This is a genomic window from Cellulosimicrobium sp. I38E, assembly GCF_001647255.1.
Taxonomy (GTDB): domain Bacteria; phylum Actinomycetota; class Actinomycetes; order Actinomycetales; family Cellulomonadaceae; genus Cellulosimicrobium; species Cellulosimicrobium cellulans_E.
The window spans coordinates 20,726-38,334 of record NZ_LUAZ01000033.1; the positions used below are offsets into that span (position 1 = coordinate 20,726).

Annotated in this window: 15 protein-coding genes; 9 read left to right on the forward strand and 6 right to left on the reverse strand. The window is 74.6% G+C overall.

Annotated features, from left to right (window positions below; genetic code table 11):
• The first annotated feature begins 88 nt into the window (after window positions 1-88).
• The 8 genes from A0J59_RS11970 to A0J59_RS21620 all read left to right on the forward strand — a co-directional run bounded on the left by A0J59_RS11970 (window position 89) and on the right by A0J59_RS21620 (window position 9,133).
• Complete coding sequence (locus A0J59_RS11970; protein WP_082379495.1) at window positions 89-3,148, forward strand: Na+/H+ antiporter subunit A; 3,060 nt, start codon at window positions 89-91, stop codon at window positions 3,146-3,148.
• An 11-nt stretch (window positions 3,149-3,159) separates the two neighbouring features.
• Window positions 3,160-3,750 carry a Na(+)/H(+) antiporter subunit C gene (locus A0J59_RS11975; protein ID WP_082141332.1) on the forward strand — a complete coding sequence of 197 codons (591 nt, stop codon included), beginning with the start codon at window positions 3,160-3,162 and terminating at the stop codon, window positions 3,748-3,750.
• Entirely contained in the window at window positions 3,747-5,342 is a 1,596-nt protein-coding gene (locus A0J59_RS11980; RefSeq protein WP_047233552.1) for a Na+/H+ antiporter subunit D, read from the forward strand. Before A0J59_RS11975 ends, A0J59_RS11980 begins: the two co-directional genes overlap by 4 nt.
• Window positions 5,339-5,938, forward strand: a complete 600-nt coding sequence (locus A0J59_RS11985; protein ID WP_047233551.1) for a Na+/H+ antiporter subunit E — start codon at window positions 5,339-5,341, stop codon at window positions 5,936-5,938. The genes A0J59_RS11980 and A0J59_RS11985 overlap by 4 nt, the downstream gene beginning before the upstream one ends.
• A complete protein-coding gene (locus A0J59_RS11990; RefSeq protein ID WP_047233550.1) occupies window positions 5,935-6,342 on the forward strand; it encodes a monovalent cation/H+ antiporter complex subunit F in 408 nt (135 codons plus the stop codon). The genes A0J59_RS11985 and A0J59_RS11990 overlap by 4 nt, the downstream gene beginning before the upstream one ends.
• Window positions 6,342-6,866 carry a monovalent cation/H(+) antiporter subunit G gene (gene mnhG / locus A0J59_RS11995; RefSeq protein ID WP_082141324.1) on the forward strand — a complete coding sequence of 175 codons (525 nt, stop codon included), beginning with the start codon at window positions 6,342-6,344 and terminating at the stop codon, window positions 6,864-6,866. The genes A0J59_RS11990 and mnhG overlap by 1 nt, the downstream gene beginning before the upstream one ends.
• Before the next feature lie 101 nt (window positions 6,867-6,967).
• Complete coding sequence (locus A0J59_RS12000) at window positions 6,968-7,960, forward strand: cation diffusion facilitator family transporter (protein WP_082141323.1); 993 nt, start codon at window positions 6,968-6,970, stop codon at window positions 7,958-7,960.
• A 138-nt stretch (window positions 7,961-8,098) separates the two neighbouring features.
• Entirely contained in the window at window positions 8,099-9,133 is a 1,035-nt protein-coding gene (locus A0J59_RS21620) for a CAP domain-containing protein (protein ID WP_156532987.1), read from the forward strand.
• Between the two features lie 36 nt (window positions 9,134-9,169).
• On the opposite strand, the gene A0J59_RS12010 is transcribed toward A0J59_RS21620, so the two are convergent.
• From A0J59_RS12010 to A0J59_RS12025, 4 genes are read right to left on the reverse strand one after another with little or no spacing between them, the layout of a single operon-like run.
• On the reverse strand, window positions 9,170-9,742 hold the full coding sequence (locus A0J59_RS12010) for a methylated-DNA--[protein]-cysteine S-methyltransferase (protein WP_064316247.1): 573 nt from the start codon (window positions 9,740-9,742) through the stop codon (window positions 9,170-9,172).
• Complete coding sequence (locus tag A0J59_RS12015) at window positions 9,739-11,346, reverse strand: AlkA N-terminal domain-containing protein (protein ID WP_064316241.1); 1,608 nt, start codon at window positions 11,344-11,346, stop codon at window positions 9,739-9,741. The genes A0J59_RS12010 and A0J59_RS12015 overlap by 4 nt, the downstream gene beginning before the upstream one ends.
• 33 nt (window positions 11,347-11,379) lie before the next feature.
• Window positions 11,380-12,054 carry a YitT family protein gene (locus A0J59_RS12020; RefSeq protein ID WP_220084475.1) on the reverse strand — a complete coding sequence of 225 codons (675 nt, stop codon included), beginning with the start codon at window positions 12,052-12,054 and terminating at the stop codon, window positions 11,380-11,382.
• Window positions 12,055-12,097: 43 nt separating this feature from the next.
• Window positions 12,098-13,069, reverse strand: coding sequence for an alpha/beta hydrolase (locus A0J59_RS12025; RefSeq protein ID WP_064316242.1), 972 nt, complete (start codon window positions 13,067-13,069; stop codon window positions 12,098-12,100).
• 99 nt (window positions 13,070-13,168) lie between these two features.
• Here A0J59_RS12025 and A0J59_RS12030 point away from each other — a divergent pair, with 99 nt between their 5' ends.
• The gene (locus A0J59_RS12030; RefSeq protein WP_064316243.1) at window positions 13,169-14,500 is read left to right on the forward strand and encodes an enoyl-CoA hydratase/isomerase family protein; all 1,332 of its coding nucleotides are present in this window, start codon (window positions 13,169-13,171) and stop codon (window positions 14,498-14,500) included.
• 90 nt (window positions 14,501-14,590) lie between these two features.
• On the opposite strand, the gene A0J59_RS12035 is transcribed toward A0J59_RS12030, so the two are convergent.
• Together A0J59_RS12035 and A0J59_RS12040 are read right to left on the reverse strand one after the other, a co-directional pair.
• Entirely contained in the window at window positions 14,591-15,712 is a 1,122-nt protein-coding gene (locus tag A0J59_RS12035; RefSeq protein WP_052877686.1) for a ThuA domain-containing protein, read from the reverse strand.
• A gap of 352 nt (window positions 15,713-16,064) precedes the next feature.
• Window positions 16,065-17,387, reverse strand: coding sequence for a hypothetical protein (locus A0J59_RS12040; protein ID WP_052877685.1), 1,323 nt, complete (start codon window positions 17,385-17,387; stop codon window positions 16,065-16,067).
• Window positions 17,388-17,609 lie beyond the last annotated feature (222 nt).

Sequence of the window (17,609 nt, forward strand, 5' to 3'; positions counted from 1 at the left end):
CTCCCCTCCGCGGGTGCGACGATGACAAGTCCAGCAAGACCCCCGGCTCTGCCTGCCCACCCCGCCCCCGACCCGGACGGAGCGGCCCGTGCTCTACGTGCTCGTTGCCCATCTCGTGATGGCACTGGGCGCGCCCGCACTCGTCTCGCTCCTCGGTCGCCGGGCGTTCCTCGTCATGGCGCTCGCGCCGGCGTCGGCCGCGGTCTACGCGCTCGCCTGGACCGACCGCGTGATGTCGGGGCAGCACCCGACGCAGGTCGTCGAGTGGGTCCCCGGCCTCGGGCTCGAGCTGGCGTTCCGCATGGACACGCTGTCGTGGCTCATGCTGCTGCTCGTCGGCGGCGTCGGTGCGCTCGTCCTCGTCTACTGCTCGGCCTACTTCTCGCCCACCGCGCAGGGCCTGCGGCGGTTCGGCGGCGTGCTCACGGCGTTCGCCGGGGCCATGGTCGGGCTCGTCACCGCGGACGACATGCTGCTCCTGTTCGTCTTCTGGGAGCTCACGACCGTCTTCTCCTACCTGCTCATCGGGCACTACGCCGACCGCAAGGCGAGCCGCCGTGCCGCGATGCAGGCGATCGTCGTGACGACGGCGGGCGGCCTCGCGATGCTCGTGGGCGTCGTGATCCTCGGTGTCCAGGGCGGGACCTTCCGGATGTCGGAGATCATCGCCGACCCGCCGACGGGCGGAGCGGTGACGGCCGCGATCGTGTGCCTCCTGGTGGGCGCGGCGAGCAAGTCCGCGCTCATCCCGCTGCACTTCTGGCTGCCCGCGGCGATGGCCGCGCCGACCCCGGTCAGCGCCTACCTGCACGCGGCCGCGATGGTCAAGGCCGGCGTCTACCTCGTCGCGCGGTTCGCGCCCGCGTACTCCGACACGACCGTGTGGCGGTCGATGGTCATCGCGCTCGGCGCGGGCACGCTGCTCGTCGGCGGCTACCGCGCGCTGCGCCAGTACGACCTCAAGCTCGTGCTCGCGTTCGGCACGGTGAGCCAGCTCGGCCTCATCATCCTGCTCGTCGGCCTCGGCACGCGCGGCGCGGCGCTCGCCGGGCTCGCGATGATCGGCGCGCACGCGATGTTCAAGGCGTCGCTGTTCCTCGTCGTGGGCGTGGTCGACGCCGCGACCGGGACGCGCGACCTGCGTCGCCTCACCGGGGTGGGCAAGGCCCTGCCGTGGACGGCGGTCGCGGGCGGGCTCGCGACGGCGTCGATGATCGGGCTGCCGCCGTTCGCGGGGTACGTCGCGAAGGAGGCGGCGCTCGAGTCGCTGCTGCACGGCGAGGGGCCCGTCTGGGTCGACACGGTGGTGCTCTGGGCGGTCGTCGTCGGGTCGATGTTCACCGTCGCGTACGGGATCCGGTTCTGGTGGGGCGCGTTCGCGTCCAAGCCGCACCTCGGCACGTCCCCGTCCCGCGCGAACGAGCACGTAGGCCTGCGTCCGGGCGCCGCGCGCGGCCCCGCCGTCGCGGCGGACGAGCCGCCGATCGACCCCGCGCGCATCCATCGCCAGCCGTTCCTGCTCGTGAGCCCGGCCGTCGTGCTCGCGGTCCTCGGCCTCGCGACCGCGCTCGTGCCGCACTTCGGCGAGGATCTCCTCGCGCCGTACGCCGACACGTACCCCGTGGGCGAGCCCGGGCACCTCGTCCTGTGGGCGGGCTTCACCCCGGCGCTCGCGCTCACCGTCCTCGTCCTCGCGGTCGGCGTCGTGCTGTTCTGGCAGCGGGCGCGCGTCGAGCGGTTCCAGGCGTCGCTGTGGACCGGCCCCGAGGCCGACGTCACCTACCGCAAGGTCATGCGCAAGCTCGACGACCTCGCGGCGGACGTCACCGCCGTCACCCAGCGTGGCTCGCTGCCGTTCTACCTCGGCGCGATCCTCGTGGTCCTCGTCCTGGGGCCGGGGGTCGTCATGGTCGCGCAGACGGCGTGGCCCGAGCAGCTCAAGGCGTGGGACCGTCCTGCGCAGCTCGTCGCGGTCGCCGCGATCTGCATCGCCTCGGTGCTCGCCGCCCGCTCGCGCCGCCGGCTCAAGGCCGTGATCCTCGTCGGCATCGCCGGCTACGGCAACGCCGTCCTCTTCCTCCTGCACGGCGCGCCCGACCTCGCGCTCACGCAGGTCCTCGTCGAGACGATCACGCTCGTCGTCATGGTGCTCGTGCTGCGCCGCCTGCCCGCGTACTTCTCCAACCGGCCGCTCGCCGCGAGCCGGTGGGTGCGCCTGGGCATCGGCCTGGCCGTCGCCGTCGTCATGATGGGCTTCGCCGTGGTGGCGCCGCTCGCCCGGGTCGCGACGCCGATCTCCGTCGACTTCCCGGCCGAGGCGTACGAGTACGGGCACGGCAAGAACATCGTCAACGTGACGCTCGTCGACATCCGTGCGTGGGACACGATGGGCGAGATCTCCGTCCTGCTGGCGGCGGCGACGGGCGTCGCGTCGCTGGTGTTCCTGCGCACCCGCAGCGGCGAGATCCTGCGGGCGTCGGGAGCGAAGCCCGCCACGACGTCGTCCGGCTCGGGCGTATGGAGCGAGGGCGGCGCGGACCCGGGCGCCGCGCTGCGCCGGCGCGGGGTCACCGAGAAGGACCAGCCGCGCATGCTCGTGTGGCTCAGCGCGGGCCGCACGCTCGCGCCCCAGAGACGCTCGGTGATCTTCGAGGTCGTCACGCGCGTGCTGTTCCACGCCATGATCGTCTTCGCGCTCTTCCTGCTGTTCTCCGGCCACAACGCGCCGGGCGGCGGTTTCGCGGCCGGGCTCGTGGTCGGCATCGCGCTCATCGTGCGCTACCTCGCGGGCGGGCGGTACGAGCTCGGGGAGGCTGCGCCGGTGCACCCCGGTCTGCTGCTCGGCACGGGGCTGTTCCTGTCCGCGGGCGTGGGCCTCGTCGCGTTCCTGCTCACCGGCAACGTGCTCGGCAGCGACGCGTACGACATCGCGCTGCCGCTCGTCGGCGAGATCCACCTCGTCACGTCGCTGTTCTTCGACGTCGGCGTGTTCCTCGTCGTCGTGGGCCTCGTCCTCGACATCCTGCGCACCCTGGGAGCGGAGATCGACCGCCACGCCGAGCGCGCCGCCGCCGGGCGCGAGCCGGGCGAGGACACCGGGCCGTTCGAGGCCATGGAGCCCGACTCGATCGGGGGTGGTCGGCGGTGAACGTCATCGACATGACCCCGAGCGTCGTCCTCGTGCTCGCGATCGGCGTGCTCTTCGCGGCGGGCGTCTACCTGCTGCTGGAGCGCAGCCTGACGCGCGTCCTGCTCGGCTTCATCCTCATGGGCAACGGCGCGAACCTGCTGTTCCTCGTCGCGGGCGGGCGCGCCGGGGGAGCGCCCCTCATCGGCACGACGCCCGAGGACGAGATGAGCGACCCGCTCGTCCAGGCGATGGTGCTCACCGCGATCGTCATCACGCTCGGCATCACGGCGTTCGTGCTCGCGATGGCGTACCGGTCGTGGCAGCTCCACGGCCACGACGAGGTGCAGGACGACCTCGAGGACCGTCGCGTCGCGCGGCACGCCGCGCGCAACGCCCCCGCGTTCGAGGACGCGGACACGGAGGAGAGCGGCGCGAGCCTGGACGACGAGGCCGCCGAGGTCCGCGACGAGACCGACGGCGACGGCGACGGGATCACCGACGGGCAGGAACCGCCGTCGTCCCCGGCACCGCACGCCGCGGGCCGCGACGACGCCCGGCGCGACCGCCCGGACGACCCACGACCTGACGACCGCAGCGACGACGGGAAGGAGCCGCGATGAGCCTCACCGCCGCGGCGCTCGTCCCGCTGCCCGTCGTCCTCCCGCTCGTCGCGGCGGGCCTCGCGCTCGCGCTGTGGCGCCACCCGCGCGCGCAGCGCCTCATCACGGTCGCGGCGCTCGCGCTCGTCCTCGCGGCGTCGGTGGGGCTGCTGGTCGCGGCCGACTCCGGGCCGATCGTCGTCGACGTCGGGGGCTGGGCGGCCCCGGTCGGGATCGACCTCGTCGCGGACCGGCTGTCCTCGCTCATGCTCGTGGTCTCGAGCTTCGTCATGCTGTGCGTCCTGCTCTACTCGCTCGCGCAGGGCGTGGCGGACGGCGACGAGGAGGCCCCGGTCGCCATCTACCACCCGACGTTCATGGTCCTCGCGGCGGGCGTGTTCAACGCGTTCCTCTCGGGCGACCTGTTCAACCTCTACGTCGGGTTCGAGATCTTCCTCGCCGCGAGCTACGTGCTCCTCACGCTCGGCGGCACGGGCGAGCGCATCCGCGCGGGGTCGATCTACGTCGTCGTGGCCCTGCTGTCGTCCATCGTGTTCCTCGTCGCGATCGCCCTGACGTACGCGGCGACGGGCACGGTGAACCTCGCGCAGCTGTCCGAGCGCTACGCCGAGATCGACCCGGGCATGGCGCTCGCCATCCAGCTCCTGCTGCTGCTCGCGTTCGGCATCAAGGCGGCCATCTTCCCGCTGTCCGCGTGGCTGCCCGACTCCTACCCGACGGCGCCCGCGCCCGTCACGGCGGTGTTCGCCGGCCTGCTCACCAAGGTGGGCGTCTACGCCATCATCCGCACGCAGACGCTGCTGTTCCCCGAGGACAGCGTGGTCGACGACGTGCTCATGTGGCTCGCGCTGCTCACGATGGTCGTCGGGATCCTCGGCGCCGTCGCGCAGAACGACATCAAGCGACTCCTGTCGTTCACGCTCGTGAGCCACATCGGCTACATGATCTTCGGCATCGCGCTCGCGTCCGAGCCGGGCATGGCCGCCGCGATCTTCTACGTCGTGCACCACATCACCGTCCAGACGACGCTGTTCCTCGTCGTCGGCCTCGTGGAACGCCGCGGCGGGTCGACGTCGCTCGACCGGCTCGGCGGCCTCGCCAAGCTCGCGCCCGGTCTGGCCATCCTGTTCTTCATCCCCGCGATGAACCTCGCCGGGATCCCGCCGCTGTCGGGCTTCCTCGGCAAGGTCGGCCTGCTGGAGGAGGGCGTGGCGCAGGGCACGCCGCTCGCGTGGGCGCTCGTCGTCGGGTCGGTCGTCACGTCTCTGCTCACGCTCTACGCGATCGTCAAGGCGTGGAACAAGGCGTTCTGGCAGACGGCGCCCGTCGAGATCCCCGCGGACGCACGCCTCCCGCGCGGCATGGTCGGGCCCGCGACGGCGCTCGTCGCCTTCGGCCTCGCGCTCACCGTGGTCGCGGGACCGCTCTACTCGTACACCGAGCGCGCCGCCGCGACGCTGCTCGACGGCCACACGTACGTCGACGCCGTGTTCCCGGGCGACTCCGACCGCGGGCAGGGCGAGTCGAACGAGGTCGCGACCGGCGAGACGGACACGGAGCCCGCCACGACGACCGGGGGTGGGGACGGATGAGCCTGCACCGCCGCCGTCGCGCGCTCGCCTCCGGCTGGTTCGCGCGCGTCACCACGCAGTGGCGCACGATCCTGTGGCTGACGATCGTCTGGGTCATGCTGTGGGGCGACCTGTCGTGGGGCAACGTCCTCGCGGGCGTCATCCTCGGCTTCGCCGTCATCACGTTCTTCCCGCTGCCGTCGATCGCGGCGCGCGGCAAGCTCCGGCCGTGGCCCTTCACCGTGCTCGTCGCGCGCTTCGTCTCCGACCTCGTCGTCGCGTCGTTCCAGGTCAGCCTCCTCGCGCTCACGCCGCGGCACACGCCGCGCGGGGCCGTCGTCGGCGTGCGGCTGCGCAACCCGTCGGACATCTACCTGACGATCACGGCCGAGCTCTCCTCGCTCGTGCCCGGGTCGATCGTCGTCGAGGCGCACCGCCTCACCGGGATGCTCTACCTGCACGTGCTCGACGTCGAGGCGGCCGGCGGCGTGGAGAAGGTCCGCGCGGACACGCTCGCGCTGGAGGCGCGCGTGCTCCACGCGCTCGCGTCCAACGACGAGCTGCGCGCCGCGGGCCTGTACCGCGACCCGGCGACGCGAGAGGTGGCCGAGGCATGAGCGACACCGTCTACCTCGTCGTCGTGATCGCGAGCGCCGCGCTGCTCGCGGTCGGCGCGAGCCTCGCGATCGTCCGCGCCGAGCGTGGGCCGTCGATGCTCGACCGCACCATCGCGCTCGACGTCTTCACGACCACGCTCGTCGGGGCGATCGCGCTCGAGGCCGCGTTCTCGCGGCGCACGGACACCATCCCGATCCTCGTCGTCCTGTCGCTCGTCGGGTTCGTGGGCTCCGTGACGATCGCGCGGTTCGCGTCGGTCGAGCCCGAGGACGAGGGCCGCATCCGCACAGCCGACGAGATCGCGGCGGAGGACGCCGCCCGCCGGGAGGCCGAGGAGGCCGACCGGGAATCAGCCGTCGATCCCGAGCACCACGGCGGGGCGCCCGAGGGGGAGGTGCGGTGATGGACCCGACGACCGCGTTCTGGGACACCGTGGCCGACGTCGTCTCGGCCGTCTTCCTGCTCTGCGGTGCCTTCCTCGCGTTCGCCGCGGGCGTCGGCGTCGTGCGTTTTCCCGACCTCCTCGCACGCATGCACGCGGCCACGAAGCCGCAGGTCCTCGGGCTGATCCTCGTGCTCGCGGGGCTCAGCCTCCGGCTGCGCTCGTGGGGCGCCGTCGCGACGCTCTTCCTCGTCGTGATCTTCCAGCTCCTCACGTCGCCCGTCGCGGCGCACATGGTCGGCCGCGCCGGGTACCGGACCGGCAAGGTACGCACCGACCTGCTCGTCGTCGACGAGCTCACGCGCGACCAGGACGCGGCCGAGCGCGAGGACGTCGGTGAGCACGAGAGCGCCGGGAGCGCCGACCGCCCGGTGTCGCGCGAGGGCGCCGAGCCCGCGGCTGCGGGCGACGTGGACCTGGCCGACACCGCCGACACGGCCGCCGGCGACGTCGGTCCCGCCGGAGGCGAGACCTCGGAGCGCTGACGCGCCGCCGGCAGGTCCCGCGCCGGCGGCGGCGAGCGCTCCCGGGGCCGGAGGGCTGCGCTCCGCGCGCGGGCCGTGAGCACGGCTGGTAGACCGGCAGCATGGCCGACGCCCCCACGCCCGCCCCGCCGCAGCCGGAGTCGCGCAACCCCCGGGTCGCCCGGCCGGAGGACGGCGGCGAGAGCACCGTCACCGTGATCGTCGCGTTCCTCGCCAACGCGCTCATCGCCGGGGCGAAGACCGTCGCCGCGACGATCACCGGGTCCGCGTCCATGCTCGCCGAGGCGGTGCACTCGTGGGCGGACACCGGCAACGAGATCTTCCTGCTCGTCGCCGACAAGCGCTCGCGGCGCCCCGCCGACGCCCAGCACCCGCTCGGGTTCGGCCGCGAGGCGTACGTGTGGTCGATGTTCGCGGCGATCGGGCTGTTCGCCGTGGGCGCGGGGGTGTCCATCACGCACGGCATCCAGGAGCTCGTGCACCCCGAGCCGGCGGACAGCTACGGCGTCGCCTACGCCGTGCTGGCGTTCGCGTTCGTCCTGGAGGGGGTGTCGTTCCTCCGGGCCCGACGCCAGGCCCGCGACGAGGCGCGGGCGGCCGACCGCGACACGCTGCACCACGTGCTCGTCACGTCGGACCCGACGCTGCGGGCGGTGTTCGCCGAGGACGCCGCCGCCCTGGTCGGCCTCGTCGTCGCGTTCGCGGGCGTGCTCGCGCACCAGGTCACGGGGTCGCCCGTCCCGGACGCGATCGGGTCGATCGTCGTCGGCGTCGTCCTCGCGGTGGTGTCCGTGGTGCTCATCGACCGCAACCGCCGGTTCCTCGTGGGCGAGGCCGCGATGCCCGCGACGCGCGCCGCCGTCCTGGAGGGCATCCGGGACCTGCCCGAGGTCGAGCGCGTGACCTACCTGCGCCTGGAGTACGTGGGCCCGCGCGCGCTGTACCTCGTGGCGAGCGTGGACCTGCGCGGCGACGAGTCGGAGACGTCGGTCGCGCGCCGCCTCGACGACCTCGAACGCCGCGTGACGTCCGTGCCGCTCATCGCCGGCGCGGTGTTCACGGTCTCGGCGCCCGAGGAGCCGTCGATCGCCTGACCTCACGGTGCCGAACCCGGGGTTGTTCCCCGGTTCGGCGCCGAACCGGGGAACAACCCCGGGTTCGACGTCAGGGGGACAGCGGGCAGAACGGACGAAGCGGTACACATCCGCGGGCGAGGTGGGTAGGGTCGAGCGATGGCCCCGCAGCGCACGCCCCGGCACCGGGCCGGAGCGCCCGCGGAGGTACCCCGCTCGCGTCCGGCACCCGAGACGTCTCGGCCCGCGCGCCCGTCGTCCGCGGTCCCGGCGCCGGGGGCGGCACGACGGCGGGGCGGCCCCTTCGCGCGGCACCTGCGCTCCGGTCCCCGGGTCGCCGTGACGTCGGGGGTCGCCGCGGCGCTGCTGCTCGGCCCGCCGCTGGGCGTCACGGTCGCGACGGCGACCGGCGAGCTCCGGCCGGAGCACGTCGGCCCGCTCGGCCCGGTGGTCGCGGCGCTGCCGTGGCAGGGGACCGACCCGGAGTCCTGGCTCGACGGCCGGGACCCGCGCGACGACCGCTCGTCGCGCACGCTGGCCGACGGCCGCTCGGCGGACGACCTGGAGCATTCCTCGGACTCCTCGGCGGAGCCGACCGCGCCCAGCGCGCCGGACATCCCGTCGGACGGCGCCGGGCAGGCGGAGCAGGGCGGGGCCGACGACGGGGCCGAGCCGGTTCCGGCGACCCCGGAGCCGACGCAGCCGGGTCCGGGCGACGCGGAGTCCGACACGGCGCCGTCGGACGAGGCCGCCGACCCGGCGCCGAGCGTGGCGCCCGCCCCCGCCTCGGCGTCCGCCGCGGCGGTCCCGGCCGGGCCGGGGGCGATCTCGGCGGAGGGCGTCGCCGTCGTCGAGCGGACCAACGCGGAGCGCGCTGCGGCGGGCTGCGGCCCGCTCGTCGTCGACGAGCGCCTCACGGCCGCGGCGCAGCTCCACAGCGAGGACATGCTCGCCCAGGGCTACTTCGACCACACGAGCCTCGACGGCCGGTCCCCCTGGGACCGCGCGAAGGCCCAGGGCTACGCGAACCCGGGCGCGGAGAACATCGCGAAGGGTCAGGCGACGGCCGAGGACGTGGTGCGCGCGTGGATGGACTCGCCCGGGCACCGGGCGAACATCCTCGACTGCGACCTGCGCGAGATCGGCGTCGGGCACGCGGACCGGGAGTGGACCCAGCTCTTCGGCTGGGGCTGAGCCCCCGGCTGAGCGCGTGCCCGGCGCGCCGAGCGCTCAGAGGAGCGACGGAGCCCCGGCCGCGCGTGCCTCGCGGTCGAGCAGGCTGCGCTTGACCTCGAGGCCGTAGCGGAACCCGCCGAGGCTGCCGTCCGTGCGCAGCACGCGGTGGCACGGGACGAACAGCGCGGCCGCGTTCATCGCGCACGCGCCCGCGGCGGCGCGGACGGCGGCGGGCCGCCCCGACAGCTCGGCGTACCGCGTGTAGGTGACGGGGTCGCCCGGCTCGACCGTGCGCAGCACGTCCCACGCGTGCGCGCGGTAGGGCCCGGAGACCTGCCGCACAGGGACGGCGTCGATCGCGTGCACGTCGCCCGCGTAGTACGCGCGGACCGCGGCGACGGCCGGGACGACGGCGGGCGCGTCGTCGGGCACGGGCGTCACGTCCGCGGGGCGCAGGTCGGGGTGGACGAGCGCGACGAGCGCCGCGGGCTCGGCCGTCCAGCCGGAGGCGAGGACCGTGCCGTCGGGGTCGACGACGACCGTGAACGGGCCGTCGGGCGTGGTGATCGTCGTGGTGACGGCCGTTCCGGTGGTGGTCGCCGCGGGGGTGGTGGCTGCGGTGGTCACGGGGTCTCCTTCGTGGGGGTGGACGAGGGTCGGGGGGCCGCGGCGCGCCACAGGTGCATCGCGGCGTACGAGCGCCACGGCGCCCAGCGCTCCGCGTGCGCGGCGAGCGTGCGCCGGTCGGCGGGCAGGCCGAGCGCCGCGGCGCCCGCGCGGAGGGCGAGGTCGCCGTCGAGCAGGACGTCGGGGTCGTGCAGGACGCGCATCGCGACGTACCCGGACGTCCACGGGCCGACACCGGGCATCGCCTCGAGCGCTGCGCGCTGGGCGGCGGGGTCGTCGGCGGAGGAGAGCGCGAGCGACCCGTCGGCGAGGGCCCGGGCGACGCCGAGGATCGCGGCCGTGCGGCGCGCGGGCCCGCGCACGTGGTCGGCACCGCCGTCGGTGAGCTGCGCCGGTGTCGGGAAGAGGCGGGTCGGCCCGAACCGGGACGCGAACGGCGTGCCGAGCGCGACGGCGAGCCGCGACAGGTGCGTGCGCGCGGCCGCGACGGAGATCTGCTGTCCCACGAGCGCGCGGACGAGGATCTCCGTCGCGTCCACCGCGCCCGGGACCCGGATTCCGGGGACGGTGCCCACCGACGCGGCGAGCGCCGGGTCGGCCGCGAGGGCCGCGTCCACGGCCGTGGGGTCGGCGTCGAGGTCGAACAGGCGGCGGACCCGGGCGATCGCCGCGGGCAGGTCGGCCACGGACGTGAGCTCGAGCTCGACGTGGAACCGCGCCGCGCCGCGGGCGCTCCCCGGCGGCGGGCCGTACGTCGCGCGGAACGCGCCCGGGCCGTGCGGCAGCGCGAGCGTGCGCGCGTACGACAGGACGGGACCGGTCAGGTCGGCGACCTCGACGCCGTCGACCGCGCGCGCGGCGAGGAACGCGAACACGCCGCGCGCGTCGAACGGTTCGCGCAGGGGGAGCGTGAGGTCGAGCACGGCGGTGGTGCCGCCGTCGTCCCCGACCGCGCCCGGGTCGTCGAGGGCGCGCCCGCCCACGCCGCGAGAAGTGACCGGACGGTCGGGCCGCGCCCGACGGCGCAGCTCGCTCGGCGTCGTGTCGAAGACCTCGGTGATCGTGTCGTTGAACTGCCGGACGCTGCCGAAGCCCGCGGCGAACGCGACGTCGGCGAGGCGGAGGTCGGTGCCCGTGAGCAGGGCGCGCGCGGTCTGGGCGCGCAGCGCGCGGGCGAGCGCGACCGGGCCCGCGCCCAGCTCGGCGACCAGCACGCGGTGCACGTGCCGGGCCGAGTACCCCAGGTGAGCGGCGAGGCCGTCGACGCCCTCGCGGTCCACGACGCCGTCGGCGACGAGGCGCATCGCGCGGGCGGAGAGGTCGTGCCCGAGGTCCCAGCTCGGCGTGCCGGGCACGGCCTCGGGGAGGCAGCGCTTGCACGCGCGGTAGCCGGCCTCGTGCGCGGCCGCGGACGTGAGGTAGAACGTGACGTTCTCCGGCTTGGGCGTGCGCGCGGGGCACGACGGACGGCAGTAGATGCCCGTGCTGCTCACGGCGGTGATGAACTGCCCGTCGAACCGTCGGTCGCGCGACGCGATGGCGCGGTAGCGCTCCGCGAACACGGGGTCCGCCACCGTGCGCGGAGTCGCGAGGGTCGTCGTCATGACTCGATCCTCACCCGCCGGGCGGCGCCTTGGCTAGCGGGATTCGGACACGACGGTGGGGTCGTCGTCGGGCAGGGCGCGCCGCAGCAGGGGCTTGTTCACGCGCTCGGTGAAGAAGTCGATGAGCGGGCCGGCGAAGAACGCCGTCATGACCGTCCCGACTCCCACCGGGCCGCCCAGCGCGATCGCGAGCCCCACGAACGCGAGGTCCTGGACCACCCGGACGACGCGGTAGCGCGCGTGAGTACGGTCGACGACGATCGGGGCGATCGCGTCGTACGGCGCCGTCCCGACGCCCGCCGTCATGTACGCGGACGCACCCGCGGTGAACAGGACGATCCCCACGACGAAGAGCGCGGTCTGCAGGAGGCGGCTCGGCGGGTCCGGGACGAGCGGGGCGAGGAGCGCGGAGAACCACTGGACGAAGAACCCCGTCATGACCATGTTGATGATCGTGCCGACCCCGATGTACCGGCGTCCCCACACCACGACGGGGACGAGGAGCACGGCGTTGATCGCGAGCTGGTACACGCCGAGGTCGACGCCGAGCAACGCGCTCGCGCCGATGTTCGCGGCGGTGAACGGGTCCACGCCGACGTGCGCGGACAGCAGCACCGCGGAGCCGAGCCCGAGCACCGCGACGCCGAGGAGCGCCCACACGGCACGCAGGACGACGTGGGAGGGGCGGGACCGCGGCACGCTCGTCACACGCCGACGCTAGGGGAGCGGTCGGGCGGCCGCGACCGGGCCGTCAGACCCGGGCGTCGAGCCAGTCGAGGACCTCCCGCAGGTAGGTCGACCGGGCGGGCTCGGGGGAGAGGGCGAGGTCGTGCGCGCCGCCCTCGACCGTGACGACGGTGACGTCGTCGCCCAGCCGCTCCGCGCGCGACGTGATCTGCCCGACGTCGAGCACGCTGTCGGTCGTGAGCAGCGCGTCGTGCCAGCCGGACGCCGGGCCGCTGCGTGCGGAGGCAAGCACCAGGACCGGGCAGTCGACGTGCAGGCCCCGCCCGACGCGCGCGTGCGCGCGCCGCACGGCGCGGACGAACCCCGCCCGCGCGGGGAAGCCCTCGATCGGCTTCCAGGCGAGGTCGAAGTCCCACTCGCCGCCCGTGCTCGAGTGCAGCGCCTCCGCCCAGTGCGGGTCCAGCGCGCCCACGACGAGCCGCGGCGCGAACCGACCGACGACGTCGATCGCCCACGTGACCGGACCGCGGAACACCCACGGCTTGTTGAGGTCGAACCACGGGCTGTTGAGCACGAGCGCCGCGAGCCGGCCAGGCCGCGCGTCCGCCCACAGGCTCGCGACGAGGCCGCCCGTCGAGTGCCCGAGCACGACGAGCCGCTCGTGCCCCTCGGCCCGGATCGCCCGCGCGGCCGCGTCGAGGTCCTGGGCGTAGACGGCGAGGTCGGTGACGAAGTTCGGGTCGTCGTCGGGCCGCGACGGCGCGCCCGAGCCGCGGCCGATCGAACGCCCGTAGCCCCGCAGGTCGAGCGCGTAGAACCGGTAGCCGCGCGCCTCGACCGCCTCGGCGACATGGGTCTGGAAGAAGTAGTCGATGAACCCGTGCACGTAGAGCACCGCGGGCCGGTCACCCGACGGCGCCGCGGCGTCGCGCCGCACCAGGGTCGCGACCGCGCCGTCCGGCAGGTCGAGGTCGCGCGCCACCCAGTCCTCGCCCAGCACGTCCGTGCGCCACACCGGCGTCTGCGTCCCGGCCATCCGTGTCTCCCGTCCTCGCCCCACCACGTGTCAGCAGATTCTCGCGCCTCGGCGTGATCGCCCGGCGACAACGCGCGGGTGCGGGGTAGCGTGGCGCGGATGACGAGCGAGATCATCGCCCGCGTCGACGACGGCGTCGGGCACCTCACCCTGGACCGTCCCGGCGCGCTCAACGCCCTCGGCTACACCATGCTCGGTGAGATCGCCGACGTGCTGGAGGAGTGGCGCGTCGACCCGACCGTGCGCCTCGTGCTGCTCGACGGCGCGGGCGACCGCGGCCTGTGCGCGGGCGGCGACGTCCGGGAGCTGCACGCGTCGATCGTGGCCGGGCGTCAGGCCGACGCGCGCCGGTACTTCCGGCGCGAGTACGCCGTCGACGCGGCGCTCGCGGAGCTGCCCGTGCCCGTCGTGACGGTCATGGACGGCATCACCATGGGCGGCGGCGTCGGCCTCGCCGCGCACGCGCCGGTCCGCGTCGTCACCGAGCGGTCGCGCGTCGCCATGCCGGAGACGCGGATCGGCTTCACGCCCGACGTCGGCGGCTCCTGGCTCCTGGCCCGCGCGCCCGGGCGGCTCGGGGAGCTGCTCGCGCTGGGCGCCGTGACGATGGACGCCGCCGACGCGATCTTCTCCGGGCTCGCCGACCACTACGTGCCGAGCGAGCGGCTTCCCGTGCTCGTGGCCGATCTCGCGGCGCTCGCGACCGCCGGCGTCGACCCGCTCGACGTCGAGGACGTGCGAGAGGTCGTGCGCCGCCACGCCCTGCCCGCACCGGTCTCGCGCCTCGTCGCCCGGCAGGCGGCGGCCGACGAAGCGTACGCGGCGGACACCGTGCCCGAGATCGTGGCGCGGCTGCGCGCCGCCGCCCGCGCCGGGGACGAGCAGGCGGGCGCCGAGGCCGACGAGCTCGAGCGGCTCTCGCCCACCGCGGTCACCGTGGCGCTCGCCGCCGTCCGCAGCGCGCGCCACCTCCCGGACCTGCGTGCCGCGCTGGAGCAGGAGTACGGGCTCGTCTCGTGGTTCGTCGACACGCAGCCGGACCTCGTCGAGGGCGTCCGCGCGCAGGTGGTGGACAAGGACCGCGACCCGTCGTGGCGCCCGGCCACGCTCGCCGAGGTCGACCCGGGCCTCGGCGCGGAAGCGCTCGCGTACGTGCCGGCGGAGGCGCTGTGGGACGACGCCCTGAGCCCGCGCCTGGCGCGCCGCGCGGTCGAGGCCGTGGTCCGCCGGTTCGGCGAGGACGAGCCGACGCCGGACGAGCTGGCGGAGGCGGGCGACGACCTCGTGGTCGAGCTCGTCCAGCGGCACGACGACGGCAGCACGGTCGTGCACCTCGCGGACTCGTGCGGGGAGCACTTCCTCGACGGGTACTGGCCCGCGGTGCGGTTCGACGCCGTGGGCGACGTCGTCGAGGTCACCGTCGAGTCCTGAGACGCCCGACGCGGGCGGTACCCCGGAAGACGCCGAAGCGGCCACGCCCGGGAGGCGTGGCCGCTTCGGTCGGAGCAGAGCGTCCCGCGGTCAGAAGACGAGCGTCTGCTGCCACTCGATCAGGTCGGCGATCTTCGCGACGAGGGTCGCGTCCTGGAGGCCGTGCGCCTTCCCCTTGGCCTGCTGGAGGATCTTGATCGCGGCGGCGTGCTCGCCCGCGTCAGCGGCGGTCTCGGCCCGGTCGAGGTAGCCGCTCACGTCCGCGGAGAGCTTCTCCGCGCGGTTCGACCCCGTCGAGAGCGACGTCACGATGCCGTCGACCTCCTTGAAGGTGACGCAGTCACCACCGCCGCTCACCTTGCCGGCCGTCCACTCGATGCCGCCCGTGAGGTGCGCGAGGAACAGCGGGTCGGAGTACGAGGAGTCGACGTGGCCGGCGCCCTCGTACCACGACCGCCCGCCCTCGAAGTTCTGGCACCAGGCCAGCGGGTGGTCGCCCATGGCGTCGCGTCCCGGGTCGTACGTCGACTCGTCCAGCGTGATGAGCACGTGCACGTCCTCACGCGGGTTGCTCGTGAAGTTGTACCACTCGTCGAACCGCGTCCACTCCGCGGGGAGCATCTCGGTCGACGGGTGGCCAGGGCTCTCGACGCGCATCGTGGCCGTCTGCTGGGCCGGGTGGCTCTTGAAGCGGGCCGACCCGCCGCTGAGCTCGCTGTACCACGGCACCGCGTGCATGGTGTCGGTCGCGGCGTGCAGGCCCACGTAGCCGCCGCCGGCGCGGATGTAGCCCTGGAGGGCCGCGAGCTCCGAGTCGTCCAGCAGACGGGGCCGGGCGGGGTCCTGGTCGTTGGTGCCGTCGACCGGCGAGGCGAAGATGATCGTCGCGTACTGCGCGAGGTCCTCGGCGCTCGTGAACGGCGTCGAGTCCATCGTGAGGTCGGGCTGACCCGGCGAGCCGCTGCCCCACCAGCCCGCGGAGTCGTTCGGCGGGTCCCACACGTCGACGGTGAACCCGCGCTCCTCGCCGATGGCGATGACCGCCTCCGTCGTCTCGTCGATGTGCGAGTGGCGGAAGCCCAGGGTTTCTCCGACGACCAGGACCTTGTACTCGTCGTCGGCCGCGCTCGCCGGTACCGCGGCGACTCCGACCGCGAGCGCGCTCGCTGCAGCGGTGAGGCCCGTGGCCAGACGCCAGGCGTGATGCTTCATGGTGACTCCTCGTTGAGTGAACCGTTGCGCCCCCGGCCCGCCGGGCACCCAGGCGACCGGCGGCTCCGTGCGACCGTAACCCCCTCGGGCTTCAAAACGCAATACCGATAAACAAATGCGTGGGGCAACGGGTCGTTGCTCGTCCGGCGGTCGGTCGGCCGGGGCTGGTTCCCGCGCGAGGCGACGGCGAGAAGGTCGCCCGGCGGGCCCGCTGCCTCGGCCCTCGGTCGCCGGCCGGGTGCACGGCCTGACGCGCGACGGCCCGCCCCGGAGCTCCGGGGCGGGCCGTCGACAGGTGGTGCTGCAGGTCACCGGCCGCGCGCGGCGGACGCCACGCGCGGCGTCCCGCCCGTCACTCGGGCGGGGGGCGCAGCCGCGTCGCGTCGTCGATCTCGTCGTCGGGTCCGCCCGGGGCCGGGGGGCCGTCCGGGCCAGGGCCCGGCTGCGGCGGGAGCGGCTGGGTCGGTGCCGGCTGCTGGTACGGCGGCAGCGGCTGGGTCGCGCCTGGCGGGACGGGCGGCTGCGCGGGGAGCGGCGTCGTCGGCGACGACTGCGGGTGCGGGGCGCCGGGAGGGGCGTACGGGGCCGCGCCGGGGTAGCCGCCCTGCGGCTGGGGCGGCGCCGGCGGCTGTGCGCCGTACTGGCCCGGGGCGGGGGGCTGCGCCCCGTAGCCCTGCGGTGCGCCCGGCTGCCCGGGGTAGGCGCCCGGCTGCTGACCCGGCTGACCCGGGTACGCGCCCGGCTGCTGACCCGGGTACGCGCCCGGCTGCTGGCCGGGGTAGCCGCCCTGCTGGCCCGGGTAGGCACCCGGCTGGCCCGGCTGCTGGCCGGGGTAGGCGCCCGGCTGCTGTCCCGGGTAGCCACCCTGCTGGCCCGGGTACTGGCCCTGGGGCTGGCCGGGGTACTGACCGGGCTGACCCGGGTAGCCGCCCTGCTGGAAGCCGGCGGCCTGGCCGTCCTGCGTGCCCGGCTTGGAGCGGAGCACGAGCCAGAGCACGAGGCCGATGATGCCGAGCAGCACGACGCCGCCGATCACGAACCAGAGCCAGGCCAGGGAGCCGGAGTCCGAGGCGTCGCCCGCGCTGTCGCCGCCGTCGGGCGCCGTGGCGCCGTCCGAGTCGCCGGTGGCCTCGTCCGAGCCCTCGTCGCCCGACCCTGCAGCACCGCCCGCGACGGCCGAGCCGCGCGCCGTCATCTCGTTGACCTCGCCCACGACGGGCGTCCAGGTCACCGTGTTGCCGTCGACCTCACCGTTGGACTCGGCGACCTCGCCGGGGAACGTGATGGAGACCTTGATGTCGAGGCTGTCCATCATCTGCTGCGTCAGCTCGTCGCTCGTCGCGTCACCCGTGTCGGGGTTGAACTCCTCGCCGGTCATGTCCATCGACCCGCTCACGACGTACTCGTCACCCTCGCGCGTGACCGAGATCGAGTCTGCCCCGGCCGACGAGAGCTGTGAGATGGGCTGGTCGGCGTAGGTGATCTTGGTGCCCGTGTACCCGTCCTGGGCGTACGGCTCCTGGGTCGCGCCCTCGGGCAGCTCGGACTCCATCTCGGAGCCCATCGAGTCCCACATCTCCTGCGGGTCCATGTTCGCGGACTCGGCGAGCTCGTCGCTGAACGCCATGACGACGCTGCCGTCGAACGTGTCGTCCTCGTTGAGGGTGAGGGCCATGTCCATCCTCATGCACCCTGCGAGGAACAGTGCGAGGGTGGCGAAGAGGGCAGCGAGGCCGAGTCGTCTGCGCAAGGGTGAGGAGTTCACCCGCCCAGCATGTCGCGGATCGTCGCCCGAGGCGAGGGTCGATGCCGTTTTGAGACGGAATGTGGCCGGGAGTTCATCCGCTCCGCGCGACGGATCGCGGGGCGGCCGCGCGCGAGGCTGACGAACGAAGTT